Origin of the sequence: Rhodoglobus vestalii, from assembly GCF_006788895.1 — a bacterium.
Classification (GTDB): domain Bacteria; phylum Actinomycetota; class Actinomycetes; order Actinomycetales; family Microbacteriaceae; genus Rhodoglobus; species Rhodoglobus vestalii.
On the sequence record NZ_VFRA01000001.1, the window covers coordinates 2,387,410 to 2,413,645 of the forward strand.

Genomic DNA, 26,236 nt, shown 5'->3' on the forward strand with positions numbered 1-26,236 from the left:
GCTCGCGACGCCTAGTCTCAAACAAATGCAGCCGAGAGTTACCGCAGTTATCGTCGCCCGTAATGGCGCGAAATATCTGCCACGAACGCTAGCCGCTATTGCGGTACAAACTCGGCGACCCGATTCTGTTATCGCCGTTGACGCCGATTCTAGTGACGATTCGCTCGCAATCATGGTCGCATCGGCACCGGCGCAGGTTGACGATGCGCGTGGTCATCGAACATTTGGCGGGGCAATCGCGCATGCGCTGCAGGCGGCCGCCCCCCAACCCGCCGAGAATGAGTGGCTATGGTTGCTCACCCACGACAGCGCCCCCGACCCTGATGCGCTTCGCGGACTTCTTGGCGCCGTAGAAATTGCCCCATCGGTTGCCGTTGCCGGTCCCAAACTGGTTCGCTGGGATAATCCCGCGGTCATCTCGAGTTTTGGCGAGTCGTTGACGCCGCTCGGGCGTTCGCTGGGGCTCGTCGATAACGAACTTGACCAAGCCCAGCACGATGTTCAGACAGACAAACTGGGAGTCGCAGAAGCGGGCATGCTGGTGCGGCGCCAAGTGTGGAGTGCCCTCGGTGGGTTTGACCCCAAACTGACCACGGTGGATGCGGCCCTCGACCTGTGCGTTCGGGCGAGACTCGCTGGGCACCGGGTTGTCGCTGTTGCCGATGCTCGTGTCGCGAGTGCCGGAGGCCCCGAGCTATTTGGCCGGCGTTCGGTCTCCGCTGGCGCGCATAACCGGATCAAACGTTTCGCACAGTTGCACCGGCGTTTGGTTTACGCGCCCGGATTTGCGGTTCCCCTGCATTGGCTCACTCTGCTTCCGCTGGCGATCATCCGTTCACTCGGTCATCTGGTGGCGAAGCGTCCCACAGCGGTCGTTGGCGAGTTTGCTGCTGCTTTTGCGGCGATCTTTGACGACGGCGTCGTTGCGGCGCGGCGCAATCTCCGGCGCAACAAGCGGGTGGGTTTTGGTGCGGTCAATCCGCTGAGAGTGACGTGGGCCGAGCTGCGGGAGCTTCGTGCACATGAGCGCAGTGGTGATGCACCAGATGCGGTATTTGATGTTGCCCGCCCTCGTTTCTTTGGTGACGGTGGCGCGTGGGTCGTGCTGCTCACCGCGGTCGTTGGCGTTATCAGCTTTTCTCGATTCGTGGATGTTCCCGCTCTGACCGGGGGAGCGTTGCTGCCGCTGTCGTCGAGCGTTTCTGAACTGTGGGCCCATGTTGGTTATGGCTGGAATGATTTGGCGCAACAGGTCACTGCGGCAGATCCTTTCGCTGCGGTGCTTGCAGTCATGGGCTCATTGACGTTCTGGAACCCGTCGTTCAGCGTTGTTGTGCTGTACTTGGTGGCTCTTCCGCTGGCGGCTCTGGCGGCGTGGCTCTGTGCGGCATCGATCTCTGAGCGCGCGTGGGCACCGATGCTGGCGTCCGTCGCCTGGACTCTGGCGCCCAGCTTTCTGATCTCGCTCGGCGAAGGTCAATTGGGGGCTGTGCTCGTGCACATCCTGCTTCCCTGGCTCGTGCTCACGGTGCTGCGGGCGCCGCAAAGCTGGGCGATGTCGGCGATTGCTGCGCTTCTCTTCGCGGCCATTGCGGCCTCAGCTCCGACCATCATTCCGGCGATGCTGATTGGGCTTATTGCCTGGATTATTGCGCGACCCACGTCGTCACATCGGCTGCTCTGGATTGTGATTCCGGCCGCTGCCCTCTTCGCTCCGCTGGTGGTGCAGCAGGTTACCAGCGGCACCGTGTGGGGCCTTTTTGCTGATCCCGGAGTTCCGGTGGCTCGCGTTGCCTCCGGCGGCTGGCAGCTTGCCGTGGGCAGTGTGGCTCCTGGTCCCAACGGCTGGAGCGCGCTGTTGGCAACGCTGGGCCTCAATGACCAGTACGCCCCACTGCTGGTTGCCCTGGTGCTGGCTCCTTTTGCTGCACTTGCGCTGATGAGTTTGTTCGTTCCGGGAACACGGCGGGCGATTCCGTCGCTCGCACTCGCGCTGCTCGGTTTTGTTACCGCTGTGGGCGTGACGCAGGTGTCGGTGAGTTCGGCGGGAGAATCATCGGTTGTGCTGTGGGCGGGGGCAGCCCTCAGCCTCTACTGGCTGGGGTTGTGCGGAGCCGTTGTGGTCTCGATCGAACACCTTGAGCGGCATGCGGTGCTTCCCGCGGTTGTGGCGCTTGCCGGCGTTCTCGTACTTGCCGCGGCGCCCCTCTGGTCGCTGGCGTCGGGGGCTTCAGCGGTGTCAGCAAGCAATGGCAGATTACTTCCCGCCTTTGTCTCCGCCGAATCCAGTCAACGTGACGGCCTAGGCACACTCCAACTCACGGTCACCTCACAGGGCACTATTGCGGTCCACGTGCATCGGGGCCGGGGATCTGGTCTTGATGAGCAGTCGACGATTGCGGCAACGAATACTGACCTTTCGGCGGCCGAGAAGAGAACGGCAACGCTTGCCGGCAACATCGCGTCACGGAGTGGATTCGATGTGGCGAGCGAACTCGACGACCTTCAGATTGCCTTCATTGTTCTCACGCCAGAATCTGATCAGGATGCTGCGGAGACCCGGCAACGAATCAGTGAAGCACTCGATGGCAACAGTTCGCTGAACCCGATCGGTGACACCGCCCAGGGAGCTCTCTGGCACTATCCCGATGTGGGCGAGGCGACCAGTGCAGTGGGTCCAAGCAATGTGGATACACAACTGGGTCAGGTGACCCTCGTAGGCCAGGCAGTTGTGTTCGGCCTCACGCTGCTTCTGGCAATCCCGACGACACGTCGTCGGCGAGTGCGCGCGGCACGGGCAGAAAGCGCCGTGATGGTGATTGAGGCGAGTGACGAATGACCGGCAACGACCCAGCACACGATGAAGCTTCGGCGGTCCCCCAGGAACCGACGGGAAGCGAGTTCGATGACGACTCGGAGATAACCGGTGCCGCCGAGCCGACCTCGAGTACCCGGCGCCCTGTTTCGGCACGAGCCGCAGCGCTGGTCGGTGCTCGCGTAATCGTGGGTGTGGTGGGTATTGGCACAGCGACTGCCGCAATACTGGGTGCAACCTTCCTCGATCTGCCGTCCGTGACCGCCCAAGCCCCCAACGCAGTGATCGTGCCGGTTCCCACGGCCCAGCAACTAACGTGCCCCGGGCCGCTCTTGCGTCTGTCGGATGACTCGGGAGCAGAAGCATCGTCGGTCTTCACTCTCGGCGAAGCAACCACACGATTCTCGTCAAGCTCGGGCGCTGTCGAGCAATCGCGGGTTAAAGCCTCGGATGCCGAAACGGGCGCGGCGAACGCCGCACCGCTGGTGCTCAGTGCCGCCCCTGACACGCAGTCGCCGCAGGGCGAAGTGCGGCTGAGTGGCGCTCAAGGACAATCTGTCAGCGTCGGCGACTACGTCGGTTTCGCATCCGCAGGCTGTCGGGCTGTCGGCGGTGATAACTGGTTGGTCGGTGGAGCTACGACCACGGGGCGCACAACGCTAATTTTGTTAACCAACCCAACGGAGGTGACCTCCACGGTCACCCTAGAGATTTTTGATGAGCAGGGTGTCGTATCTGCTGCCGGCACTTCTGGCATTGTGGTGCCACCCAATGGCCAACGGGTGCTGTCGCTTGCAGGTTTTGCGCCCGGTGTCCTGTCACCGGTGGTTCACGTCACGAGCACGGGCGGGCAGATCACAGCTGAATTGCAACAGTCGATTGTGCGGGGACTTGATCCCGGTGGCGTCGAAATTGTGGGCCCAACCCAGCCCCCGTCTCGCGCCGTCGTGATTCCAGGAATCGTGGTATCCAACCTTGAGGCGATGCAGGCGCTGCGGGGCACAGTCACCCAGACTGATGACCTGATCGCCGCGGTTCGCGTGTTTGTACCTGGTGACGAAGCGGCCACGATCGCGGCGACACTTATTCCGGCCGACGTGGCGCGGGCCCCAATAACGTTTGAGCTCGACTTGAGTGCGGGTGTGGTCACTGACATCCCGATTGAAGAACTCGCAACGGGCGCCTACACGTTGCAGATTGAGTCTGATCTGCCGATCGTTGCGTCGGCACGCACCACCTCTGCTGTACTCACGTCGGGAAGTGTCACGGCAACAGACTTTGCCTGGTTCACCGCAAGCCCCGCGCTCGACGACGATACCCAGTTCACCGTCGCCGCCGGCCTGAATGCGACACTCAGTGTCGTAAATCTTGGTGAGCTTCCTGCGGCCGTCACGCTCACCTCGGCTGACGGAGTCGTTCAGGAATTCACCATTGCGCCGCAGACAACGCTGCGGGCAGCTGTCTCGAACGGAACCACCTACACGCTTGTCGCCGACACCCCCATACACGTTGGGATAACGCAGGAACAGGATGGCTTCATCGCCGCCTACACGGTCGACCCGCAAACTCCGGGCTCTTCCCCGTTGACAGTGTTTCCCTAGCCAGCGACGCGAGACGCCCTAGAAGTGACGAAAACGGTCGGGTGCAAGCTCCCACGGTTCTTTGCCGAGGTATTCAGCCACTGCTCGGAAAACGCAGCTTTCGATGAGCATGCGTCGATGGAGTTCGTCGTCGCGGTGAAGTCGAGCCATGCGCTCGATGGGCAACCGAAACAGAACGATGCGGTGCTCGGCGGCGACCACCTTCCAGCGGGCCACCTTTGTGCCCTCCGGACTGCTGCCCGGCATGAGCCCAATTTCAAAGCGTGCTTGGGCGAGTTCCCCCGGCCACATCTCTTTCAAGAATTGGGCGGCAGAGGCAACCGTCATTTCGAAGTTGCCGTGGCGACTGCGCAGTAACGGCAGGTGCGGCCCAGTGACGGCAGCGCGGATCCCGCGGCCGTGACGATCGCGCCAGTTGCCGCGGACATCGCGTGTCTGCACTCGCTTCGATGATCTGGCCACAACGCCATTCTACGGGCCGTAGCTGGCCCGCTCTGGGTACACAGTCGTAGGCTAGGGCTCACGATGAATCAGCGCCCGTGTAGCAAGGTTTCCTGCAACGAAGAAGCAGAGGCCACCCTCACGTATGTGTACGCCGACTCAATGGCAGTGCTTGGTCCGCTGAGCTACAGCGCAGAGCCCCACAGCTACGATCTGTGCGCGCGGCATGCTGAACGCCTCTCGGCGCCTCAGGGGTGGCAGGTCATTCGCCATGTAGTTTTGGGGAATGAACAAAGCTAATCCCATCGATCTCACCCCCTTCATCAAGGCCTACGACGTTCGCGGTCTTGTTGGTTCTCAGCTCACCGATGGCGTGGTTGAGGCACTCGGGGCAGCCTTCGTCGACGAGGTGGATGCCGCAGGCAACGAGATCATCGTCGGTCACGACATGCGAGATTCCTCACCGGGTTTCGCGGCAGCATTTTCGGCGGGAGCGCGCGCTCGCGGCGCAAATGTGGTCATGATCGGGCTGTGCTCGACCGATGAAACCTATTTTGCTTCCGGATCGATGAATGCACCTGCCGCAATGTTCACGGCCAGCCACAACCCGGCGACCTACAACGGCATCAAGTTCAGTCGGGCGGGCGCGCAGGGCATCAGCTTCAACACCGGCCTCAAGGCGATTCGTGATCGCGCCCAGGCCTACCTCGCCTCGGGTATCGGCCCGGTCGCACAGCCCGGTTCCGAGCGCGAAGTTGATGTGCTTGCCGGCTACGCCTCGTATCTGCGTGAGCTCGTCGATCTCAGCGGGATTCGACCGCTGCGCATTGTTGTGGATGCCGGCAACGGCATGGGCGGGTTGACAGTACCGGCGGTGCTCTCAACCGCAGCCGGGCTCCCCGAATTGCCGCTCGAAATTATTCCGCTGTATTTTGAACTCGATGGCACCTTCCCCAATCATGAGGCCAACCCGCTCGAACCAGCCAATATTGTTGATCTGCAGAAGGCAGTAGTCGAGCACGGTGCCGATGTCGGGCTCGCCTTCGATGGCGATGCCGACCGCTGTTTCGTGGTCGATGAGCGCGGAAACCCGATGACCCCTAGTGCGGTGGCGGCGGTGGTGGCGCTGCGGGAAATTCGGCGGGTGCGGGCGTCGCAGCCGGAGGGCGCCATCCACGTCATCCACAATCTGATTACTTCGCGCATTGTCGAGGAGACGATCAAGAATGCGGGGGCTATTGCCGTGCGCACCCATGTTGGTCACTCGCTCATCAAAGACCAAATGGCGGCCACGGGCGCCATTTTTGGTGGTGAGCACTCCGCGCACTACTACTTCCGCGATTTCTGGGGCGCCGACAACGGGATGCTCGCTGCCATGCACTTGCTTGCCGAGTTTGGTTCGCAGCAGCAGCCCCTTTCGGTACTCTCCGAGCGCTTTTCGCCCTATGCCACTAGCGGCGAGATCAATTCCGTGGTTGAGGATGTTCCGGCGGCGACTGCCCGCATCCGTGCAGCTTTTGCGAACGAGGCAGAATTCGACGAGCTCGACGGTCTCACGGTTACCGGAATCACCGACGATGATGAGGCGTTCTGGTGGTTCAACGTGCGCCCATCGAACACGGAACCCCTACTGCGGTTGAACGCTGAGGCGGGCTCGGAGGGGCAGCTGCACACAATTCGTGACCGTGTGCTTGCCCTTATCCGCGGTTAGCGGGAAACCCGCGGGGAACGCTGGTGAGTGCCGGCCCCAAGGTATCGAGCCTGGTTTTTTCTCCCGCAAGAGCGACGGTCTCCCGCTGTCTCCGCAGAGCGTTGACCGCCGAGAGAAATATCTCCGGCTCGACCGGGGGCAACGGCGATACGTAGGCGGAGGCTTCGCTGGCCAGGCTGGCGGCATGCTGTCGACGCATCACAGCGGTATAGCCGGGTGCGGCAACCAGAAAGTGCGAGATGCGGCGGGCTAGAACATCCGGCATCTTGGCAACATCAGCGGTGCTTGCCCACTCCGACAGCTGTCCGGGGAGTTGCACAACAGGGTTGGCGAGTTTGGTGACGCGCTCGTATTGGCTGTACGTTCCGGCCACTAGATCTCCGAGGCGCTGTGCACGGGTATTGAGCAGCCCGACAATTGCGGCGAACCCGCCGACCGTCATAAAGATTTCGAGTACCCCAATCAGTGCGCGGATGAAGGCATGGCGAAACCCGATCGCGCCGCCATCGTTGCGAACGATGCGCGCTCCGATCGCGAGTTTGCCGAGTGATTTGCCGCGGCTCAGAGTCTCAACAGCGGTGGGAATCACAACGAGGCAAATCACTAGGGAACTTACCGTCAGGGCCTGCCCAATGGCGGTATCGAGGCCGGCATTCGTGGCAAACGCAAACGATCCGATCAGGAGGCCGACGAGGGCTGCGCCGTAGACAAGAAAGTCGATGATCGAACCGGCCGCCCGCAGCACAAAACTTGCTGAGTGGAGCTCTAACGCCACAGCTTCGCCGGTGACTAGCTCGTCTGGTTCATCGTCGTACGCGAGTGTGTTGCTTAATTGTGGGCTCGGCATGACATCATTTAAGCAGATGGATCTCGACTCGTACTCAGCCGCGCATCGCGAAGACTGGGATCGTCTTGCCCAATTGGGGTCGCAACGCCGGCTTTCCGGCGATGAGGTTGATGAACTCATTGACCTGTACCAGTCGGGCGCGACCAATCTTTCAGCCATGAAGACCAGCTCCGGGCAGTCAGTTCAGGCGGATCGCTTGTCGCTGACTCTCAGCCGGGCGCGGCTGCGCTTCACTGGCGCATCCGCAAACCTGTTGAGTCAGTTGCCGCAATTCTTTGTGGTCCAGTTACCTGCCGCCCTGTATCGGGTGCGCTGGATGTCGTTGGCGTTGGCTGCGGCCACCTGCGTCGTGGGATTTCTTTTTGCCTGGTGGGCAATCTCTAATCCGCAGGTGCTGGCCAATTTCGGCAGTCCCGCCGAGCGGGAGGCTCTTGCTCGTGACGACTTCGTCGGTTATTACTCAGAGTTTTCGGGTGGGTCATTTACGGGCTTCGTGTGGACCAATAATGCCTGGATTGCCGCACAGTGCATCGCTTTCGGGATCATCGGCGTCTACGTGCCCTACTTACTGTTCAACACTGCCCAGCAGCTCGGGTTTACTGCCGCGATCATGAACGAGTTTGATCGTCTCGATGTTTTCTTTCTCTACATCGCGCCGCACGGCCAACTTGAGCTGTACGCAATCTTCGTTGCCGCAGCAACGGGGGTCATGATTTTCTGGTCGTGGGTGGCGCCGGGAGCTCGAACTCGGGCACAGGCACTGGCAGAAGACGGTCGCGCGTTGTTTACGATCGTTGTTGGCCTGATTCTTGCCCTGCTCGTTTCGGGCGTCATTGAGGGGTATGTGACGCGTCAAGACTGGCCGTGGCCGATTAAGATCGGCATTGGCACTGTCGCCCTTGCCGGGTTCTTGGCGTACCAGTGGATTCTGGGCGGCCGCAGCGTTCGTGCTGGAAACACGGGAGATCTCAGCGAGTTTGATGCCGGGGCCACCCACGTCGTCGCCGATTAGCGGCGACTGAGCTACAGCTTGCCTGCCGCTTTCAACGCGATGTAATGATCGGCAAGAGCGAGCGGCAACTCGGTCGGTCGCCGAGATACCACCGAAGCTCCGAGCTGGTTAATTGCTGTGGCCACTCGTGACTGATCGAGCAGAGCGCGTTCCGCAGCGCCGGCCTGGTAGACAGCATCACGGTGGGAGCGATCGCGGGTGGCCTCCGCAATCGACGGATCTGTGACGGATGCCACCACAACCGTGTGTTTGGTGGTGAGCTGGGGGAGCATGGCGAGTAGTCCACGGCTCGCGCCCGGAGAGTCGGCTGTTGTGGCCAGCACAACGAGCGCTCGCTGAGAAGTGGCTTGACGCACCAGCCCCGGTACAGAGTTCCAGTCCATTTCAATGAGTTCTGGTTGCACCGGTGCCATACTGTTGACCATTTTCGAGAGCAGGTCAGGACCACTGGCTCCCTGCACTCTGGCGCGAACACGACGGTCATAGATTATGAAATCGACGTGATCCCCAGCGCTGGAGGCGAGAGCAGCCAACAGCAGGGCTGATTCGAAAGCGGTATCGATTCGCGGCTCGTCATCGATGCGTGCCGCGGAGGTGCGGCCACTATCCACCACAATAACTACCCGCCGGTCACGTTCGGGGCGCCACGTGCGAACGACGATTTCGGAACGTCGTGCTGTTGCCCGCCAGTCGATGGAACGCACGTCATCGCCGCGAACATAATCCCGCAGGCTGTCGAATTCGGTACCTTGACCGCGAATCATGACACTCGTTGCCCCATCAAGTTCGCGCAGTCGGGCCAACCGCGAGGGGAGGTGTTTGCGCGAGTTGAAGGGGGGTAACACCGTGAATGATCCGGGTACTGAGATGGTTGTCTGGCGGGCGATTAGCCGAAGTGGTCCGTAGGACCGCACGGTGACGTGCGCTGCCTCACGGGTTCCCCGCCGCAGGGGCGTGAGCACGGTGGTGAGCTCTCGACGCTCACCTGCGGGTACTGACAGTGGTGCACGGTTGGTGTGAGCGCCAGCGGAGGGTTGCCATCCATCGCGCACAATGGAGCGCAGCCGGCGTCTAGACGGGTTACTGATCCGGAGTGTCGCGCTTGCGGTCTCACCAAGCCGCAATCGTTCGGGGGAGGTGCGTTCGAACCGCAGTGAGCGTGCCGACACAGCGAAAGCCATATCGATGAACCCCACAGCGATCGCGCCCGTTAGCCAGAAGACCAGCACTATGGGTTCGCCGGTGGTGATGATCGGAACGATGCCGAACGCCACGAGTATTACGAACCATCCAGAAAGCGCCATTGTTAGATCGGAACCTGCACTTGTTGCACAATCGATCGCAGAATGACATCCGAGGAGACACCTTCAAGCTCGGCTTCTGGTCGCAACTGAATGCGATGGCGAAGCACCGGCAGCACCATGCTCTGAACATGGTCAGGGGTAATTGAATCGGCGCCAGTGAGCCAAGCCCAGGCCTTTGCGGCGGAGATGAGCGCGATCGCGCCACGGGGGCTCACGCCAAGCTTTACCGACGGGCTGTGACGTGTTGCCCGCGCAAGGTCGACAGCGTAGGCGATGACATCGGGGCTTGCCCCCACCTGAGCCACAGCGGCTTGCGCGGAAGCGAGCATGGCAGCATCGAGCACCGGGGTAACCCCGGCAGCGGCGAGGTCGCGGGGGTTGAAGCCCGCAGCATGGCGTGTGAGCACTTCGATCTCAGCATCGCGCTCGGGAAGATCGAGCACGAGCTTGAGCAGGAAGCGGTCAAGCTGGGCTTCGGGCAACGTATAGGTGCCCTCGTATTCGATGGGGTTCATCGTTGCAGCCACCATGAACGGCACGGGCAACTTCAGTGACTGTCCGTCGACAGAGACTTGCCGCTCTTCCATCGCCTCGAGCAGCGATGATTGCGTCTTGGGCGGTGTGCGGTTGATCTCATCTGCCAGAAGAATGTTCGTGAACACTGGCCCTTTGCGAAACTCGAACTCACCCGATTTGGAGTCGTACACCAGCGAACCGGTGACATCGCCGGGCATCAGGTCCGGGGTGAATTGCACTCGTTTGGTGTCAAGCTGCAGCGCTCGGCTGAGGGTGCGGACCAGGAGCGTTTTTGCGACACCGGGAACGCCCTCAAGCAGTACGTGACCGCCCGTGAGTAGCGCGATGGTGAGCCCGGTGACCGCAGCATCCTGACCGACAACGGCCTTGCCTACTTCGGTGCGGAGTTGAGTGAATGCGTGCCGCAGTTGCTCGTCAGTCATATCTCGATTCTTCTCTATCTCTGGCTGGGTGGTGCTCTGGTCTGGGTGGTGGTCAGTATTAGGTGGGGCGGATCGCGCGCTCTACACGCTGTTCAAGCGAGAGCAGTTCATCCGAAAGTGCCAGCAACTCCCCGTCGCTGGTGGGGCTGGCATCAACCAGCAGCGTCCGCAGCTGTGCGACGGGTTGAGTGATGAGGGGCCCAATTCGGTTGATGACGTCGTCGACGGATGCTGTGCTCGCCATGCCACACAGCGCGGCCAGTCGCCGCAATGATCCAATGCGCAGCGCGTCGAGCGTGTGAAGTCGCGCCGCAGTTTTTTCATACAGCCGAGCACGGCCCTGCATTGTTTCGCTTGAGCGCACGGTCACGGGCAGTTTCTCGATGACGAGAGGCCCAAATCTGCGGCCTCGCCATAGTGCCGCCGTCAGAAGGGTAAGAATGGTGAGCCACACTGCGGGAAGCACCCAGTCTGGTGCGAGCTCGTCAAAGGTTTGAACCTCACCGCTCCCGGAAACATCCACAAAGCTGGGCGTGTACCAGATGAGCGAATCGTGTTGGCCGAGCAGCTGGAGGGCAAACGCGGCGTTATCGGCCAGCGCGATGTCGCCATTGGTGAGGGCATCGGTTGCGCCGATCAGCAGCAGCTCGGTCGTGCCTCGATTAAGGGAGATGAGGCCAAAACCGTCGTCGTCGTTTCCATAGCAGGCGGTGGCGTCGGCATCGGTATCGATGACGCGAAGATTGGACGGGCCCGCCGTGATTTCTGCGGCTGTTGGTACGAGGGGTGGCGCGCAGGCTGTCGTTACGGTGCCGCTGCTGGCGCCAGCCTGCGCAACCTCGGGCGCGACGGCAAGGAGAGCCGCAAGGTCGGGTTCTGCGAGTACGACTGTGCGGGCAAGTCCGGCTGCCTCTTCAACCTGGCTGTCGGTGAGATAGCCCTCAAAGTTGCTGAAGAAAAGGGTGCTCTCACCGGTTTCGGCAATGGCCTCCCGAGTGTCATTCAGGGAGGCAGTGACCGTCACCTCAACGCCTTGATCACGCAACACCTCGGCGAGTGCCAGCGTTCCGGATTCACGGGGGCTTGTGGGATCGAGGGGTGGGCCCTCGACTGCTGTTCCTACCGTGGTCAAGCTCACCAGTGCCACGCTGAGCAGGAACGCGGCGGCGATGATCCAGAAGAGTGCACGCTTGAGAGTGGTGCGGATGCGGGGGGTGATGACGGTTGGTGTGCTCACAGCGTGGCCTCATCGAGGATGGGTTTGGCTGCTCGAACGCTCAATTCTACCGCTCGAAGTTCGTCGTACTGAGCGCGGGTAGCGGGCTTGCGCATATACCGCACACGGTCAAAGATGTCAGCGCTGCTTGCTAGTTCAGCTGCGCACTCTGGGAGGGCACGCGAGGCCTGAGCTGCGAAGCCGTGCGCCGTCGTGCCGGGTGTCATGGCGACGAGAGTGCGTTCCGAGAGCCCGCGTGCGATTGAGCGAAACATGTCTGCGATCGCGCTGGCAAAGTCTTCGCTTGCCGCCGCTTTTTCGGCGGCTTCGCGGAGTTGCGCTGCAGTCCGATAGTCAGTTTCGCCGAACAGTATCTGTTCGTGCCTGCTCTTGCGGTTGAGGCGAGGCAGCCCGTAGACGACGATAGCGGCGATGATGGCGATTGCAACAAGCGCGATGAGAACCACGAGTACAAGCGTGGGGACGGTATTGCCGCCGCCAACGGTCAGCGATTCAAGCCAATCACTGAAGGCTTTGGAGATGCGGTCGAACAGTGTGGGCTTGGCCGCCTGATAGGGAGCTTTCGAGAGCTCGGAGAGGAGCCACTCGGTTGCTTGATCCGAATCGGGCGCAACGGGCACCTCATGAGTCACCGTGCCAGCGAGCCGGCGGAACGAGCCAGCGAGCCACGGGAACGAACCCGTCGATGCGGTTGACGTGAGCGTCGTTAGGATCATGGAGCCGTGTATGGCGAAGGCTCGGCCGAGCGCTGTGCTCTGCTGTCGTTGGTGACATAGGGATCGGGCACTGACGTGTCACCGGTGTTACGTGCTTCGACAAAGCGCGTTAGTTCAAGGTCGAATCCTTCTTTGCGCATTCGCAGATCGATGTAGAGCAGCGCGGGGGCGGCGGACTGAATAATGATCGTGACGGCTCCGATCGCCACCGATATCACCATTGTCAGAATGTAGAGCCCGACAAAGGCGGCGAATGCGGCGGCTTCGTTGCCGGTGGGGTTGAGCAAACTGATGCCGAGGCCGGCGATGAAACCCAGTGGCGCGGTCACAACGCTGGCCACGGTCTGCACAATCACGATGATGAGGGCGAGGATGCCGAAGATGCGCCAGAAGCTTCCCGAGACCAGAGACCAGGAGCGGCGGATCGCGCGACTGAGAGTCAATCGTTCGATCATCAGAGCGCTCGGCACCAGAGCTAAGAATGTGCCCAACCACGCGGTGAGGGCCAACCCGCCAACGATGCTGGCCAGGACGGTGAGCACACCGATGATGGTTCCCGCGGTGCCTCCGATTGCAAAGAAGAGTGCCGAGATCAGGGTAAAAACGATGATGCCGATGAACATCGCCAGTGCCACAAGCGCAGACCAGCCGATGAGGGCCCCTATCCGACCTTTGGCGGCGTTCCACAGCCCGCGCAGCCGCAATTTTTCGCCGACGGCGCCACGGGCAACTTCGAGGGAAACGATTCCTTGCAAGATTGACCCGCCAACCAGCGAGAGTGCTACCACGAAGAGTGCGGCAAGAATGACGCCCGCGGTTGCGCCTGCTTCGATGGTCGCAGAGTCTGCTTCACTCGCGCTGAGGGTGCGATCGATACCGGAGACGGTAATGATTCCAACCAACACGAGCGAGAGCACCGTGACGATGCCCATGATGACCAGCGAGAGCCCAAAAATGGGCCGAGGATTGCGGCGCAAGACCATCAGCGACGCTGAGAGGATTGTGCCGAGGGTCATCGGCCGCAGGGGGATCAGGCCTGGCTTGGGCGGTGGGGTCCAACTCGCGGAGGATGCCGCGAGTTGCGGCGATCCCGGCGTCGTGTAGGGGTCTGGCTCGGTGCTTGCGCCCGTACTATCTGGCGATTGCCATGGACTGTTATTGCTCACGTCTCACCCTCGAATGTTGAAGTGTATGTATTCAATCGCCATCATGCTTTCACACTCGACTACTCTTATGCGAAAGCTTCTCACTCTGTTAGCCCGAGAGCTAGAAAGTATCGAGGACACGTGAACCCACGAATTCTTGTAGTCGATGATGACACTGCCTTGGCAGAGATGATCGGAATCGTTCTACGTACCGAAGGTTATGAGCCATTTTTTTGCCAAGACGGGGCGTTGGCGTACGACGCTTTCAAGTCGGCAGCGCCCGATTTGGTGCTGCTCGATTTGATGCTGCCCGGTGTTGATGGCATCGAAGTTTGTGCTCGAATCCGCGAAGAATCGGGTGTGCCCATCATTATGCTCACCGCAAAAGGTGACACAGCGGATGTCGTGAAGGGCTTAGAGAGTGGAGCTGACGACTACGTCGTTAAGCCTTTCAATCCCAAAGAACTTGTCGCTCGTGTGCGCACTCGTCTGCGTCCCGCAAGTGACGCAGCAACCGGAACTCTCACGATTGGCGACCTCGAACTCGATATTACGGGTCACGAGCTTCGCCGCGGGGAAACCAAAATTAATCTGACTCCGCTCGAATTCGAACTGTTGCTCGCCTTGGCGATGAAGCCCGAGCAGGTGTTTACTCGCGAAATGTTGCTTGAGCAGGTGTGGGGCTATCACTACAAGGCGGATACGCGCCTAGTGAATGTGCACGTGCAGCGGTTGCGCGCCAAGGTCGAAGAAGACCCGGATAACCCGAAGATTGTGATGACGGTTCGCGGTGTTGGTTACCGCGCCGGCAGCAGCGCGTAGCGAGAATGCGCGATTTCGACTGGCGCGAGGGGGTGCAGCGGCTCGCCGCTCTGTGGCGCTCGTCGCTCCAGTTGCGCACGGTGGCAATCACGGTGCTGCTGTCATCCGTTGCTGTGGCCGTCATCGCGGGTTACATGTCGCTGAGCGTCGGGGCCAACCTGTTTGACGCCAGTCGCGATCAACTCACCCGAACTTCAGCCAACGCCACTCTTGCTGGGCAACAAGTTTTTGATGCCGCAGACGAAGGGATCGGGCTCGAAGACCTCGACATCATGCTGCGTGACGCGGCCGGGGTCATCGAGAGTGTGGCATCCAGTACCGGCGGCACCAGCTACGCCATTTTGCGGAGCCCCGGCCAGGAGGGTGCTCGGGTGCCCTCAGATGTTCAGTCGCAGGGGTTGGCCTCTGATGTGCTCATCTCACAAGAACTCAGAGACGTTGTTGCTGATTCGACCGAGCAGCGCACCTACTGGCAGTCGGTGGCTCTCACCCAGCCGACCGATGGGTCGGTCAACCCTGGGCTTGTTGTCGGATCAACACTTGATATTCGGGGGGCTCAATACGAGCTATATCTCGTATACGACATCAGCGATACTCAAGACACATTGGTTGTTGTCCAGCAGACGCTCGGCCTAGGTGGCTTTGCGCTTCTTGCGCTCATCGGAGCTGTGACCTACCTTGTTGTGCGACTCGTTGTGGCCCCGGTAAAGCTTGCGGCGGAGACGAGCCAGCGCTTGGCGGCGGGTGAACTTCAGGTGCGCATCCCGGTGCAGGGTGACGATGTGATCGCCACTTTGGCGCGCTCCTTCAATGGCATGGCCACAAGCATGCAACAGCAAATCACCCGACTTGCCGCACTTTCTCAAGTGCAGCAACGATTTGTCTCCGACGTCTCCCACGAGTTGCGCACCCCCCTCACCACAATTCGGCTTGCGGGGGATGTGCTGTATGACCAAAGGGAGAGTTTTTCGCCGGCCACGGCCCGCACCGCAGAACTGTTGCATACCCAGGTTGAGCGCTTCGAACTGCTGTTAGCGGATCTGCTTGAAATGAGTCGCTACGATTCGGGTGCCGTCGACATGGAGACGGAACCGACTAACCTCGTGCGGCTCGTTGAAGACGCGCTCGAGAGCCTTTCGTCGCTCGCGGCAAGCAAGGGCTCAGAACTGCGGCTAGTGGCCCCCGGCGGCTACTGTGAAGCCGATGTCGACCCGCGCCGCATCCGACGTGTTCTGCAGAACTTGGTGAGCAATGCGATCGACCATGGCGAGGGGCTGCCAATCGTTGTCTGGGTCGACAGCGATCAGGATGCGGTAGCGATTGCCGTGCGCGACTATGGCGTCGGCATGAGCTCTGCCGCTCTGGAGCGCGTCTTTGACCGGTTCTGGCGGGCGGACCCGTCGCGGCAGCGAACTACCGGGGGCACAGGGCTTGGACTGGCGATCGCTCTCGAAGATGCGGTGTTGCATGGCGGTTGGCTTGAAGTGTGGTCGGATGGAGACAGCGGCTCATGCTTTCGACTCACGATCCCCCGCGCTCCGGGAATCGAATTACGGTCTTCGCCGCTCGAGCTCCCACCGAGCGACGAAGTGCCGCGGTTGGGGGAAGGCGAATGACGAAAATATCGCGGCTGATGACATTTGCCGGTGCGGGCCTCGTAATGGTTGCTCTCGCTGGATGTGTTGGGGTTCCTCTGTCTGGTGAGGTTGCGTCGGGGCCGCTCATCGATGCTCAGATTGACCCCAAGTACGAAATTGTGGCTGAGGGGCCCGTCGCGGGGTCGACTCAGGAGCAGATTCTCACCGACTTTATGAACGCCGTGCGTGCCCCCTCACGCGAATACTCAGTGGCGAAAGAGTTTTTGACGCGAGCAATGGGCGAATCGTGGGAGCCCGCGGCGAGCGCAACCATTCGCGAACGCGACAAGCTCCCAGCCATTTCGCCAACACTCGACGACGATACGGTCACCTACTCATTTTCCGCGCAGGCAGTCGTAGATCAGCGCGGGGTCTACACAGAGTTGCGAACACCGGCATCGCAAACGCTCACGTTTGAATTCGAACGTCAAGACGGTGAGTGGCGAATCGCCTCAGCCCCGCCGGGAGTCGTCCTGTCGAGCAACGGATTCGAAGTGAGCTTCGAAGAACAGGTGCTCTACTATTTCGACCCCAGTTTTTCCTATCTGATCCCCGATCTGCGGTGGTTTCCTGCGCGCCAATCCTCTCAATCGCGCGCGGTTCAAGCTCTACTTTTGGCTGATTCGCCGTGGCTTCAACAGGGTGTCGTACTGACCGCATTCCCGGCAGCAACCACGTTGGGTAATGCTGGCAGCGTGACCAGTGGTCGTGCTGTCGTCGACCTCAGTACGGAGGCACTGTCGGCCAATGCGGTGGCTCGCGAGCGTATGCGGCAACAGCTGTCTGCGACGCTGCACACTCCGATTGTGGTGCTGACTGTTGACGGGCGTGAGTTGGAGACCTCAAGCTCCGGCCAGACCGCCGCCGTCATCGAGCCGACCCCGAGCGGACCATTGGTGGTCGGAACAGCGAGCGAATTTGGATTTAATACCAATGACGGGCTGAGCAAGATCAGTGAGCTGAGCACTGTTGTCACCGCCGCGGGGGCAAGCGCCGTCGCGCTGTCGTCCGACAGACTTTCCGTCGCCTATTTGGCCGGTGATGGCGCTGCCTACTTTGCTTCGCTTGGAGCCTCGCCCCGCATCGTTGACGATCGCCCCGGTCTTACCGCACCCTCGCTTGACCCCTTCCGCTTCATTTGGTCGGCAGAGCGGTCGAATGCCGCATCACTGTCCACCTTCGAGGTAGACGGCACTGAGCATGCGATCCAGTCATCCTTGCCGGCAGACTCAGAGATTGTTTCGCTGGATGTTTCGCGAGACGGTGCGCGCCTGCTCGTGTATCTCTCGTCACCGTCGGGCCCGCAGCTGCTCGTGTATGGAATTGTGCGGCAACAGGGCAACGTTCCCATTCAGCTCGTCGAACCGATCGTGCTACCGGCCCGATTTGGTGTGCCCATTGATGCGGCGTGGGTGGGGTCAAGCGCCGTAGCCACCCTGTCGGCAACCGATGAGTCTGTTGTGGCCACGGCGTTCAGCCTCGGTGGGCCCAGCCAAAATTTGGGCACTGTCGATGGCGCACGACAGTTGGTGAGCACCGGAACCAACACGGATTCACTCAGGCTTCTGGCCGAAGGCGAAGTTTGGCGCCCGCAGGGGAGCCAAGAATGGGCGCGCACGGGCCTTGACGCCTCCTACCTGGCTGTGCAGCAATAACTTTTCTCCACCGATTACTCGCGGCGCTCAGCGTGCCGGGAGCGGGCGTGCACGCTGAGAGGTATGACACCACCACCGCCACGCGAACGCGATCGCACTCCTCGCGGGTGGCACGGGTGGCTCGGGGTGGTCATGCGCGAGGCTGTGCGCGACGCGTGGGCAGTGGTGATGCCCGTCGAATGCGCTGGATGCGAGACTCCCGATCGAGCGCTCTGCCCCGAGTGCGCTCGCAGTCTGGTTGCGGTGCCCACGATCCACTCAACTCCCCAGCACGTGCGTGTGTACGCCGCTGTGCGGTACGAAGCGGTGGTGCGCAGAGTTCTGCTTGCATTCAAAAATCAGCATCGCACCGACCAAGCCCGGTCGCTGGCGCGACTGCTAGCGCCCGCGCTTCACCGCGCCATCGCCGACACAACCGCCGACACCAATGCCGAGTCGATTGGCGGTGGTCGAGGAGAAGCTGCAGCTCTTATCGTTGCTGTTCCCACGAGCAAGCGCGCCTTTCGTTCCCGTGGTTACGACCCCCTGAAGCTTGTGCTCGGCGCTGCGGGAATCCGCCATCAGCCAATACTGCGCGCCGTCAAAAAGACGGCGAGTCAGAAGCATCTCGGGGCTCAGCAGCGCGCCATAAATGTGCAGGGGGCGTTCGTCGCGACGCGCTGGCTTGGGTCAACCCGGGTCATCATTGTGGATGATGTGCTCACGACCGGAGCCACGATCGACGAGGCTGCGCGGGCAATTTCTGCTGCCGGTGGCACGGTGATCGCCGCGGCAACCATCGGGTTCACCCCCAGAACCGGAGCGTCTCGTGACTTTGCCAGCGGCGAGGACTAAGTTATGGAAAAGGGCGCGCAACAAAAGCTGCCTCACGAGGCGGCCGCGCATGATGGCTAGGAGGTCGCCGTGGAAATCACCGTCAACGGACGAAATGTAGGAGTCACGGATCGTTTCCGTGAGTACGCGATTGAAAAGTCTGAGAAAGTCGCTCGCCTCGCTGACAAGGCGATTGCCTTCGAGATCAAGGTAAGCCGGCACCACGAGACCAAAGGGTCGAGTGGGGATGATCGTGTTGAGTTGACGTTGATTGGACCAGGACCGCTGGTTCGAGCGGAATCTGCTGGCTCAGATAAGTATGTTGCTTTCGATCTGGCTATGGGCAAGCTCATCGAGCGCATTCGCCAGTCCCTCGACCGCAAGAAGGTGCACCGCGGCAATCATCGCCCCACGTCGCTGCGCGAGGCTAGTGCTGGCGGCTTCGCTGTCGTTGACATCACTCCAGCCAGTCCCGATGTGATTGAGAGCGTTACTACCGGGGTAGTGCCAACTCAGAACTCTGAACCCGAGCCCGGTGACGATGACTATTCACCCGTGGTAATTCGCCGCAAGGTGTTCCCATCCAGTCATATGACGGTCGAGGAAGCACTTGACCACATGGAATTGGTCGGTCATGACTTCTTCCTCTTTGTGGATAGTCAAACCGACCGCCCCAGTGTGGTTTACCGTCGCAAAGGCTGGGATTACGGTGTGATTAGCTTGGAAGAGATGGCTGAAGAGGCGGCTCAGGGTGGGCGTTCGCGCAAGCGTCGAGTCGCCGCGGGCTAAGCACACCAATTTTTGGGCCTGAACTTGATACGATTACGAATCGGTAACGCGGCTGCGCGCTGAATGCATGCACCGCGTTGCCGCGACGTAAGCGTCTAGAAGCTGCGCCTCGTCGAGCAGTGCCAGGGTCGGACCCGTCCGACAAGAATGGGAGTATTCGGTGGCAAATGTTTTAGAACGCGCACTTCGTGTGGGCGAGGGTCGACTTCGTCGACGCTTGAAAGGCTACGCGCAGGCGGTCGATCACCTTGAGGAAGACTTCAAGACTCTGACCGATGATGAGCTCAAACACGAGACGGTAGAACTGCGCGAGCGCTACGCCGCCGGTGAGTCACTTGACGACCTGCTGCCGGAGGCGTTTGCCGCCGTACGTGAAGCTGCCAGCCGCACGCTGGGAATGCGCCACTTTGAGGTCCAGCTGATGGGTGGTGCAGCGCTGCATCTCGGCAACATTGCCGAGATGAAGACCGGTGAGGGCAAAACTCTGGTTGCCACATTGGCGGCATACCTCAACGCGATCGCTGCGCAGGGTGTCCACGTGATCACCGTAAACGACTACTTGGCCAGCTACCAGTCAGAGCTCATGGGGCGCATCTTCCGTGCCCTCGGAATGACGACCGGGTGTATCGTCTCGGGCCAAAACCCTGTGGAACGTCGCGAACAGTACGCCGCTGACATCACCTATGGAACCAACAACGAGTTTGGTTTCGACTACCTGCGCGACAACATGGCATGGCAGGCGAGCGACATGGTGCAGCGTGGTCACTACTTCGCTGTTGTCGACGAGGTCGACTCGATCCTGATCGATGAGGCTCGTACGCCGCTGATCATTTCTGGGCCGTCATCGGGCGAAGCGAACCGGTGGTTCACGGAGTTCTCCAATCTGGCCAAAAAGCTCATCCCAGAAGTTGATTTCGAGGTGGACGAGAAGAAGCGCACCGTCGGCGTTCTCGAACCCGGTATTGAGAAGGTCGAAGATTATCTCGGTATTGACAACCTTTACGAGTCCGCCAACACGCCACTGATCTCGTTCTTGAATAACTCGATTAAGGCTCGCGCTCTCTTCAAGAAAGACAAGGACTACGTTGTGATGAACGGCGAAGTGCTGATCGTTGACGAGCACACCGGTCGCATCCTTCAGGGCCGTCGGTATAACGAGGGCATTCACCAGGCGATTGAAGCCAAGGAGGGCGTCGCCGTTAAAGCGGAGAACCAGACGTTGGCGACGGTTACTCTGCAAAATTACTTCCGCCTCTACAGCAAGCTGTCGGGAATGACCGGTACAGCGGAGACCGAAGCCGCCGAATTCATGTCGACGTACAAGCTTGGTGTGGTCGCGATTCCAACAAACCGGCCAATGCAGCGCATCGACCAATCCGACCTGATCTATAAGAACGAGCAGTCGAAGTTTGAGCAGGTGGTTGCCGATATCGCTAAGCGGCACGAAGTTGGTCAGCCTGTTCTGGTAGGAACTACCAGTGTCGAGAAGAGCGAATTGCTGTCGCGGATGCTTGCCAAGAAGGGCGTCAAGCATGAGGTTCTGAATGCAAAGAACCACGCTCGCGAGGCCGCCATTGTGGCGCAAGCCGGTCGTTTGGGCTCCGTCACCGTCGCAACAAACATGGCAGGCCGTGGAACAGACGTCATGCTCGGCGGAAACGCCGAATTTTTGGCTGTTGCCGAGATGAACAGCCGCGAACTCAACCCCACCGAGACCCCGGATGACTACGAGGACGCGTGGGATGATGTCTTCGCCAACGTCAAGGCCGAGGTCGAGAAAGAGGCTAAAAAGGTTGTGGATGTTGGTGGCCTCTACGTTTTGGGCACCGAACGCCACGAATCGCGCCGCATCGATAATCAGCTGCGTGGTCGTTCCGGTCGTCAAGGTGACCCCGGTGAGAGCCGGTTCTACCTTTCACTTCAGGATGACCTCATGCGTCTGTTCAACAGCGGCGCTGCCGAAGCTCTTATGGGGCGCTCGACTGTGCCCGACGACCTCGCGATTGAGTCCAAAGTCGTGAGCCGCGCTATCCGCAGTGCTCAGGCACAGGTCGAATCTCGCAACGCAGAGATCCGCAAGAACGTTCTCAAGTATGACGATGTGTTGAATCGCCAGCGTGAAGCTATTTATGGCGATCGCCGTCACATCCTCGAGGGTGATGATTTGAAGGACCGAGTTCAGCACTTCCTGACCGGCGTTGTGACCGAGGTCGTCGATGTTCACACCGCAGACGGGCACTCAGAGGAATGGGACTTTGACGCCCTCTGGACCGAACTCAAGACGATGTACCCGATCGGTATTACGGTAGACGAGGTTCTTACCGAGGGCGGTGCGCGTGGCAAGCTAACGAGCGCGTTCATTGCCAAGGAGATCCATTCAGACGCCGCAATCGCCTATGAGCGCCGCGAACAGCAGCTCGGTGAAACCGCAATGCGCGAGCTTGAGCGTCGCGTTGTTCTCAGCGTGATTGATCGTCGTTGGCGAGATCACCTCTATGAGATGGACTACCTGAAAGATGGAATCGGTCTGCGTGCGATGGCACAGCGTGACCCGCTCATTGAGTATCAGCGCGAAGGGTTCGCTCTTTTCCAGACCATGATGGGCCAGATTCGCGAAGAGTCAGTTGGCTTCTTGTTCAACCTTGAGGTGAAGGTCAGCGGCGGTGGAGAATCCACGACCGTTCAGGCACGAGGGCTGGAAGCAGCCGGCGACTCGTCCGCCGCTCTCAGCTACTCGGCACCCAGCGCCGATGCTGCGGGCGAAGTAGAGGTTCGTAATGAGCGTGGCCAAGTTGAGCGCGCCGCGTCCGCGCGTGCGCAGCAGCGCCAGAGTCAGCAAACTGCCCCTCAGCAGCAGCTTCAGCAGGCACAGTCAGCTCAGGGCGGCCCTCGCGGAGCATTCGGCCAACGCCCGGAGGGGGCAGCAGCTGACGCTCCTCTCAACCGATCGCAGCGTCGCGCACAAGAGAAGCGCAAGAAGTAGTCGCTTGCTCTGAAACCCGATCCAGCGACTGAAGGCTGGATGTGAACGATGGATGGCCCACTCACGTGTTGAGTGGGGCATCCATCGTTCGTGCGCTAATCAGTCTTCGGCAGCCGATCTTCGGTGGTCGGTGTGCGGTCGTGATTCTGCAGCTATAAGACGTTAATAGCTGTAGCCCGCCAGCGCTTGTCGAGCCCTTCGAGGCGCACTGCCACGGCACGAGTGCGTGCTCGGCCGCGCACAATCACCACCGCTTCGACGGCACCATCGCGGGGTTCGCACAGACGGATCGATCCCATGGTGAAACTTGGTCGCGTGATGGGTTGGCCCTTCGCGCGGCGAGCACGAGCTGATAAGACTGTGCGCTTGAGGAGGTGACGGTAGACATCGTCGGTGACCCACCGCGCAATTTGATCGAGATCTCGGGCACCCGCAAGCACTTCGATGACGCAGCGAGTGAGATTCTCGATCAGCGGGGCTGGGTCGGGGAGTTCCGCGCTCGGGGTCGGTTGGTGACCAAAAAATTCGTCCGGCACGAAACGCGGCCGGATAATTTTCGAGGGGAGGGTGCCGGTGCGCCGTCGGTGCTCGGGGGCAGCATCGGTGTTCGGCAGAGGCTTTCGGAGTGGCTGGGTACTCATGATCTCCCGGGCAAACGGTCGAGACGGCTAGGTATACCCCCGTTAGGGGGTAGACAACACCTAAGCAGGAGTTGGGCCAATTGTCCATGACTAATTTTCAATTGTGGATAACATTGCGCTCCTAGACCCCCTCGCGACTACCGTCAGCCCATGCGTTGGGACAAACTTTTTGACGACCTCGAAAGTCAGTTGGAGAACGAAATAACGGCTGACGATCTTGAGGTCGATGCAGAAGACGAACGCTTACGTCTCGGCCGACTCACTATGCGCGACCGAATCGTGTCATTACACGCCGGCAGTTCAGAGCAATCACCACTAACGCTGTCAGTCGTGCTGGTCACGGGCACGCGACTGATCCTCCGTCCTGCCACCATTGGTCGGGATTGGATGTCGGCCGACCTCTGCGACGAAGGAGGCCGCCCGGCACCCTGCATTGTTCCGTTCGCGGCACTGGCTGGAATCTCCCTGGGTGCGGCTCAGATCACGCCGAGCTTAGTCATGATGCCGTCGAGCGGGCATCCGAGCCTGTCGCTGCGCTTGGGGCTGAGTTATGTTCTCCGCGACCTGTGCCGCCGCCGCCGATCGGTGTCCCTGCTGCTGATTGCCGGTGAAGTGCACGGCACGATCGATCGGGTTGGGCGCGATCATCTCGATATTGCGGTGCATGAGCGCGGGGCCGTGCGGCGCGAAACAGCAGTGTCAGAGTACCGCCTCGTGCCCTTTTCGAGCGTGGCTCTGGTGCGACCCTAAGCGTCCGACACACGACACACGACACACGGCAACGCTGCACACGGCACCCTGCACGCCGCGTTGGTGGACTGGCGCTAGCGCGTGCGCTTTTCCCCGAAGTTCCCCTCGGTGACCGTGGCAATATCAGACTGGTTCCAGAGACTCATTCTGCGGGTCTCTTCATATAGTGCCTCGATGTAGGACTCGAGTACGGAGTTCTCGATACGCCACTGGCCCTTGCTGCCCACCTGAATTGCGGGGAGTTCGCCTGAGCGAACCAGATTGAGAACTTCGTGCGGAGAGATGCTGAGCACTTCGGCAGCGTCAGCCAGACTGAGAAACCGCCCGAGCCCTTCTGCTGAATTGGTCGCGTTCATAGTTCGATTATGCTCTCGTGCGGCTCGGAATGGGGTCGATGTGGATAACTCTCACGCTACATATGAGCAGTGCCGAACTATGGTGCCATGATCAACACCCGACCTGTCGAGTTTTCCCCGTGACCCGCCGTTCCGGTCGCGCCCAATCTCAAGCTCGTGCACGAGCTCTTGCTCTCGATCCGCGGCTTGCTATCGGCGTCGTTCTGGTTGCCGCGTCGATCGTGGGCGTGGTTTCTCTCGTCGCCACGGCAGACGACTCGATCGAGGTGTACGCCGCTGCCGCACCATTGACCCCCGGCGACCGGGTGATGAGTGACGACTTAGTTGTTCGCAGTGTGAGGCTCAACGAATCGAAAGAGTTCTACATTGGGCGCGGCGAGCTGCCCGCTGACGGCTTTATCACAACTCGGCCGATTGCTGCGGGGGAACTGATTCCCGCATCCTCGGTCGGAAGCCACGAGGGTCTTTCCTTGACGGCTGTGGTTGTCTCACCGCAGGGCGGCTTAGCCCAAACGGTTTCGTCTGGAGCCTCGGTCGATGTTTGGGCGAGCGCCGAGACGGAGGACGGCGGGTATGGCGCTCCGGGAGTCATCGTCTCCGACGCTACCGTGGTGCGACTTATTGAGGATGACTCGCTCGTCTCGCCGGCGAGTGGCAGTGCACTGGAATTGCTCGTTCCCCGTTCACGAGTGGCTCGCTTGCTTGAGGCGATGGCCAACGGCGACGTGCTGTCGGTAATCCCCGCAAATCTTCCAGCGAAGGGCTGAGATGGTCGCGTTCGCACTGGCTATGCCCGTAAATCTCGAAGATCAGTTTGCGTTTGATGCGGCGCATCACGGTCACGAGGTTGTTCTGCGCGCTGTAAGCGCACCAGAGCTTGCCTCCCGCGTTGCCGGCGCTCAGGTGCACGTTGCCCTTGTTGCAGCAGAATCCCGCTACCTCACTGATCGTCTTATCGCTGCGTGTGATCATGCCGGCGTCAGGCTCGTTGTGGTTGCTGGCTCCGAGCGCGAGCAGCGCTACGCGGCAGACCTTGGGCTCTATGACATCGTTGAGGCTTCCACAGGCTGGTCGGGGGTGGATGCAGTGCTTGCGCAGTCGCAGTGGAGTGCTGAACCCTCGTCAACAGTTCGAAGTGCCCTTGGTCAAGTGATCGCCGTGTGGGGTCCAGGAGGGGCGCCCGGCCGAACTTCGGTGGCGATCTCAATTGCCGCCGAGCTTGCTGCCCTCGGGTATCGTGTGGCACTGGCCGATGTCGACACCCATGGAGCTTCGGTGGCTCCCGCATTGGGAATGCTTGATGAGGCCCCCGGTTTTGCTGCAGCGTGTCGCCTCGCGGCAACCGAAACTCTCAGCACTGACGAACTGGCCCGCATCGGGCAACGTTACGAGTCGCCGGTGGGCGGCTTCTGGGTTCTGACAGGCATTGGCAGGCCGAGTCGGTGGCCGGAGCTCTCAGCAGAGAGAGTCGCAACAACCATCGCACAGTGCCGCCAGTGGGTGGACTACACAGTGCTCGATACCAGCTCGAGTCTTGAGAACGACGAAGAGATCTCGAGTGACCTCTTTGCCCCGAGACGCAATGCCGCTGCCGTCACCGCGGTGCGTGCGGCTGACCATGTGATCGCGGTGGGAGCGGCTGACCCGGTGGGCCTGTCGCGATTTTTGCGTGCGCATGTCGACCTGCTTGAGACGGTCACAACGCGCAACGTAAGCGTTGTGATGAATAAGGTTCGGGTGAGTGCCAGTGGCTTGAACCCGCACGGCCAAGTGACCCAGACGCTCTCGCGGTTCGGAGGGATCGAGCATCCGGTACTCGTTCCTCACGACCTTGCCGGGTTTGACGGTGCGGTTCTGAGCGGAAAAACCCTGGTGGATGCGGCGCCGCGATCGTCGGCTCGAACGGCGATGCGCGACCTCGTGACTTCCCGACTCGTGCCCGAAATTCACGAGCAGCCGCCTCAGCGTTCTTGGTTCAGTAGGATGCTGACGCGCAGGTAAT

Annotated in this window: 23 protein-coding genes; 14 read left to right on the forward strand and 9 right to left on the reverse strand. The window is 60.6% G+C overall.

The window, feature by feature from the left end; translation table 11 throughout:
• Positions 1–25 precede the first annotated feature (25 nt).
• Entirely contained in the window at positions 26–2,839 is a 2,814-nt protein-coding gene (locus FB472_RS11745; RefSeq protein WP_141991048.1) for a glycosyltransferase family 2 protein, read from the forward strand.
• Positions 2,836–4,416, forward strand: coding sequence for a DUF5719 family protein (locus FB472_RS11750; protein ID WP_141991049.1), 1,581 nt, complete (start codon positions 2,836–2,838; stop codon positions 4,414–4,416). The genes FB472_RS11745 and FB472_RS11750 overlap by 4 nt, the downstream gene beginning before the upstream one ends.
• A gap of 18 nt (positions 4,417–4,434) precedes the next feature.
• Here the strand turns inward: FB472_RS11750 and FB472_RS11755 are convergent, their stop codons facing one another.
• Complete coding sequence (locus FB472_RS11755; protein WP_141991050.1) at positions 4,435–4,878, reverse strand: metallopeptidase family protein; 444 nt, start codon at positions 4,876–4,878, stop codon at positions 4,435–4,437.
• 63 nt (positions 4,879–4,941) lie between these two features.
• On the opposite strand from FB472_RS11755, the gene FB472_RS11760 reads away from it, so the two are divergent.
• On the forward strand, positions 4,942–5,157 hold the full coding sequence (locus FB472_RS11760; protein ID WP_141991051.1) for a DUF3499 family protein: 216 nt from the start codon (positions 4,942–4,944) through the stop codon (positions 5,155–5,157).
• Positions 5,144–6,568 (forward strand): phosphomannomutase/phosphoglucomutase, encoded by a 1,425-nt coding sequence (locus FB472_RS11765; protein ID WP_141991052.1) that lies wholly within the window; start codon positions 5,144–5,146, stop codon positions 6,566–6,568. Before FB472_RS11760 ends, FB472_RS11765 begins: the two co-directional genes overlap by 14 nt.
• Here FB472_RS11765 and FB472_RS11770 read toward each other — a convergent pair.
• On the reverse strand, positions 6,555–7,415 hold the full coding sequence (locus FB472_RS11770) for an RDD family protein (RefSeq protein WP_141991053.1): 861 nt from the start codon (positions 7,413–7,415) through the stop codon (positions 6,555–6,557). The two genes, FB472_RS11765 and FB472_RS11770, sit on opposite strands and share 14 nt — an antisense overlap.
• Positions 7,416–7,431: 16 nt before the next feature.
• On the opposite strand from FB472_RS11770, the gene FB472_RS11775 reads away from it, so the two are divergent.
• The gene (locus tag FB472_RS11775) at positions 7,432–8,427 is read left to right on the forward strand and encodes a stage II sporulation protein M (protein WP_141991570.1); all 996 of its coding nucleotides are present in this window, start codon (positions 7,432–7,434) and stop codon (positions 8,425–8,427) included.
• 11 nt (positions 8,428–8,438) lie between these two features.
• Here FB472_RS11775 and FB472_RS11780 read toward each other — a convergent pair whose 3' ends face one another.
• From FB472_RS11780 to FB472_RS11800, 5 genes are read right to left on the reverse strand one after another with little or no spacing between them, the layout of a single operon-like run.
• Positions 8,439–9,731, reverse strand: coding sequence for a DUF58 domain-containing protein (locus FB472_RS11780; RefSeq protein ID WP_141991054.1), 1,293 nt, complete (start codon positions 9,729–9,731; stop codon positions 8,439–8,441).
• A 2-nt stretch (positions 9,732–9,733) separates the two neighbouring features.
• Positions 9,734–10,690, reverse strand: coding sequence for an AAA family ATPase (locus tag FB472_RS11785; protein WP_021808174.1), 957 nt, complete (start codon positions 10,688–10,690; stop codon positions 9,734–9,736).
• Between the two features lie 58 nt (positions 10,691–10,748).
• Positions 10,749–11,927 carry a DUF4350 domain-containing protein gene (locus FB472_RS11790; protein WP_141991055.1) on the reverse strand — a complete coding sequence of 393 codons (1,179 nt, stop codon included), beginning with the start codon at positions 11,925–11,927 and terminating at the stop codon, positions 10,749–10,751.
• A complete protein-coding gene (locus tag FB472_RS11795; protein ID WP_141991056.1) occupies positions 11,924–12,643 on the reverse strand; it encodes a DUF4129 domain-containing protein in 720 nt (239 codons plus the stop codon). The genes FB472_RS11790 and FB472_RS11795 overlap by 4 nt, the downstream gene beginning before the upstream one ends.
• Positions 12,640–13,809, reverse strand: a complete 1,170-nt coding sequence (locus FB472_RS11800; protein ID WP_246078201.1) for a hypothetical protein — start codon at positions 13,807–13,809, stop codon at positions 12,640–12,642. Before FB472_RS11800 ends, FB472_RS11795 begins: the two co-directional genes overlap by 4 nt.
• Positions 13,810–13,929: 120 nt before the next feature.
• Here FB472_RS11800 and mtrA point away from each other — a divergent pair, with 120 nt between their 5' ends.
• From mtrA to secA, 6 genes are all read left to right on the forward strand, one after another.
• On the forward strand, positions 13,930–14,610 hold the full coding sequence (mtrA, locus tag FB472_RS11805) for an MtrAB system response regulator MtrA (protein ID WP_021808178.1): 681 nt from the start codon (positions 13,930–13,932) through the stop codon (positions 14,608–14,610).
• A gap of 5 nt (positions 14,611–14,615) precedes the next feature.
• Positions 14,616–16,226: an MtrAB system histidine kinase MtrB gene (mtrB, locus tag FB472_RS11810; protein ID WP_021808179.1), complete on the forward strand. Its 1,611-nt coding sequence runs from the start codon at positions 14,616–14,618 to the stop codon at positions 16,224–16,226.
• A complete protein-coding gene (locus FB472_RS11815) occupies positions 16,223–17,902 on the forward strand; it encodes an LpqB family beta-propeller domain-containing protein (protein WP_141991057.1) in 1,680 nt (559 codons plus the stop codon). Before mtrB ends, FB472_RS11815 begins: the two co-directional genes overlap by 4 nt.
• A gap of 63 nt (positions 17,903–17,965) precedes the next feature.
• Positions 17,966–18,736 carry a ComF family protein gene (locus FB472_RS11820; RefSeq protein ID WP_141991058.1) on the forward strand — a complete coding sequence of 257 codons (771 nt, stop codon included), beginning with the start codon at positions 17,966–17,968 and terminating at the stop codon, positions 18,734–18,736.
• 69 nt (positions 18,737–18,805) lie between these two features.
• Positions 18,806–19,504: a ribosome hibernation-promoting factor, HPF/YfiA family gene (gene hpf, locus FB472_RS11825; RefSeq protein ID WP_021808182.1), complete on the forward strand. Its 699-nt coding sequence runs from the start codon at positions 18,806–18,808 to the stop codon at positions 19,502–19,504.
• Positions 19,505–19,664: 160 nt separating this feature from the next.
• Entirely contained in the window at positions 19,665–22,487 is a 2,823-nt protein-coding gene (gene secA / locus FB472_RS11830; RefSeq protein WP_141991059.1) for a preprotein translocase subunit SecA, read from the forward strand.
• A gap of 152 nt (positions 22,488–22,639) precedes the next feature.
• Here secA and FB472_RS11835 read toward each other — a convergent pair whose 3' ends face one another.
• Complete coding sequence (locus FB472_RS11835) at positions 22,640–23,128, reverse strand: Rv3235 family protein (protein ID WP_141991060.1); 489 nt, start codon at positions 23,126–23,128, stop codon at positions 22,640–22,642.
• A gap of 150 nt (positions 23,129–23,278) precedes the next feature.
• On the opposite strand from FB472_RS11835, the gene FB472_RS11840 reads away from it, so the two are divergent.
• Positions 23,279–23,878 carry a hypothetical protein gene (locus FB472_RS11840; RefSeq protein WP_141991061.1) on the forward strand — a complete coding sequence of 200 codons (600 nt, stop codon included), beginning with the start codon at positions 23,279–23,281 and terminating at the stop codon, positions 23,876–23,878.
• 74 nt (positions 23,879–23,952) lie between these two features.
• Here the strand turns inward: FB472_RS11840 and FB472_RS11845 are convergent, their stop codons facing one another.
• Positions 23,953–24,234 (reverse strand): helix-turn-helix domain-containing protein, encoded by a 282-nt coding sequence (locus tag FB472_RS11845; RefSeq protein WP_141991062.1) that lies wholly within the window; start codon positions 24,232–24,234, stop codon positions 23,953–23,955.
• 119 nt (positions 24,235–24,353) lie between these two features.
• On the opposite strand from FB472_RS11845, the gene FB472_RS11850 reads away from it, so the two are divergent.
• Positions 24,354–25,001, forward strand: a complete 648-nt coding sequence (locus tag FB472_RS11850; protein ID WP_246078202.1) for a CpaB family protein — start codon at positions 24,354–24,356, stop codon at positions 24,999–25,001.
• Position 25,002: 1 nt separating this feature from the next.
• Entirely contained in the window at positions 25,003–26,235 is a 1,233-nt protein-coding gene (locus tag FB472_RS11855) for a CpaE/TadZ family protein (RefSeq protein WP_141991064.1), read from the forward strand.
• Position 26,236 lies beyond the last annotated feature (1 nt).

Coding starts and splice junctions, on each gene's coding strand:
- FB472_RS11745 (WP_141991048.1), top strand. CDS start 26: ATGCAGCCGAGAGTTACCGCAGTTATCGTCGCCCGTAATGGCGCGAAA.
- FB472_RS11750 (WP_141991049.1), top strand. CDS start 2,836: ATGACCGGCAACGACCCAGCACACGATGAAGCTTCGGCGGTCCCCCAG.
- FB472_RS11760 (WP_141991051.1), top strand. CDS start 4,942: ATGAATCAGCGCCCGTGTAGCAAGGTTTCCTGCAACGAAGAAGCAGAG.
- FB472_RS11765 (WP_141991052.1), top strand. CDS start 5,144: ATGAACAAAGCTAATCCCATCGATCTCACCCCCTTCATCAAGGCCTAC.
- FB472_RS11770 (WP_141991053.1), bottom strand. CDS start 7,415: ATGCCGAGCCCACAATTAAGCAACACACTCGCGTACGACGATGAACCA.
- FB472_RS11775 (WP_141991570.1), top strand. CDS start 7,432: ATGGATCTCGACTCGTACTCAGCCGCGCATCGCGAAGACTGGGATCGT.
- FB472_RS11780 (WP_141991054.1), bottom strand. CDS start 9,731: ATGGCGCTTTCTGGATGGTTCGTAATACTCGTGGCGTTCGGCATCGTT.
- FB472_RS11785 (WP_021808174.1), bottom strand. CDS start 10,690: ATGACTGACGAGCAACTGCGGCACGCATTCACTCAACTCCGCACCGAA.
- FB472_RS11795 (WP_141991056.1), bottom strand. CDS start 12,643: ATGATCCTAACGACGCTCACGTCAACCGCATCGACGGGTTCGTTCCCG.
- mtrB (WP_021808179.1), top strand. CDS start 14,616: ATGCGCGATTTCGACTGGCGCGAGGGGGTGCAGCGGCTCGCCGCTCTG.
- FB472_RS11815 (WP_141991057.1), top strand. CDS start 16,223: ATGACGAAAATATCGCGGCTGATGACATTTGCCGGTGCGGGCCTCGTA.
- FB472_RS11820 (WP_141991058.1), top strand. CDS start 17,966: ATGACACCACCACCGCCACGCGAACGCGATCGCACTCCTCGCGGGTGG.
- FB472_RS11835 (WP_141991060.1), bottom strand. CDS start 23,128: ATGAGTACCCAGCCACTCCGAAAGCCTCTGCCGAACACCGATGCTGCC.
- FB472_RS11840 (WP_141991061.1), top strand. CDS start 23,279: ATGCGTTGGGACAAACTTTTTGACGACCTCGAAAGTCAGTTGGAGAAC.
- FB472_RS11845 (WP_141991062.1), bottom strand. CDS start 24,234: ATGAACGCGACCAATTCAGCAGAAGGGCTCGGGCGGTTTCTCAGTCTG.
- FB472_RS11855 (WP_141991064.1), top strand. CDS start 25,003: ATGGTCGCGTTCGCACTGGCTATGCCCGTAAATCTCGAAGATCAGTTT.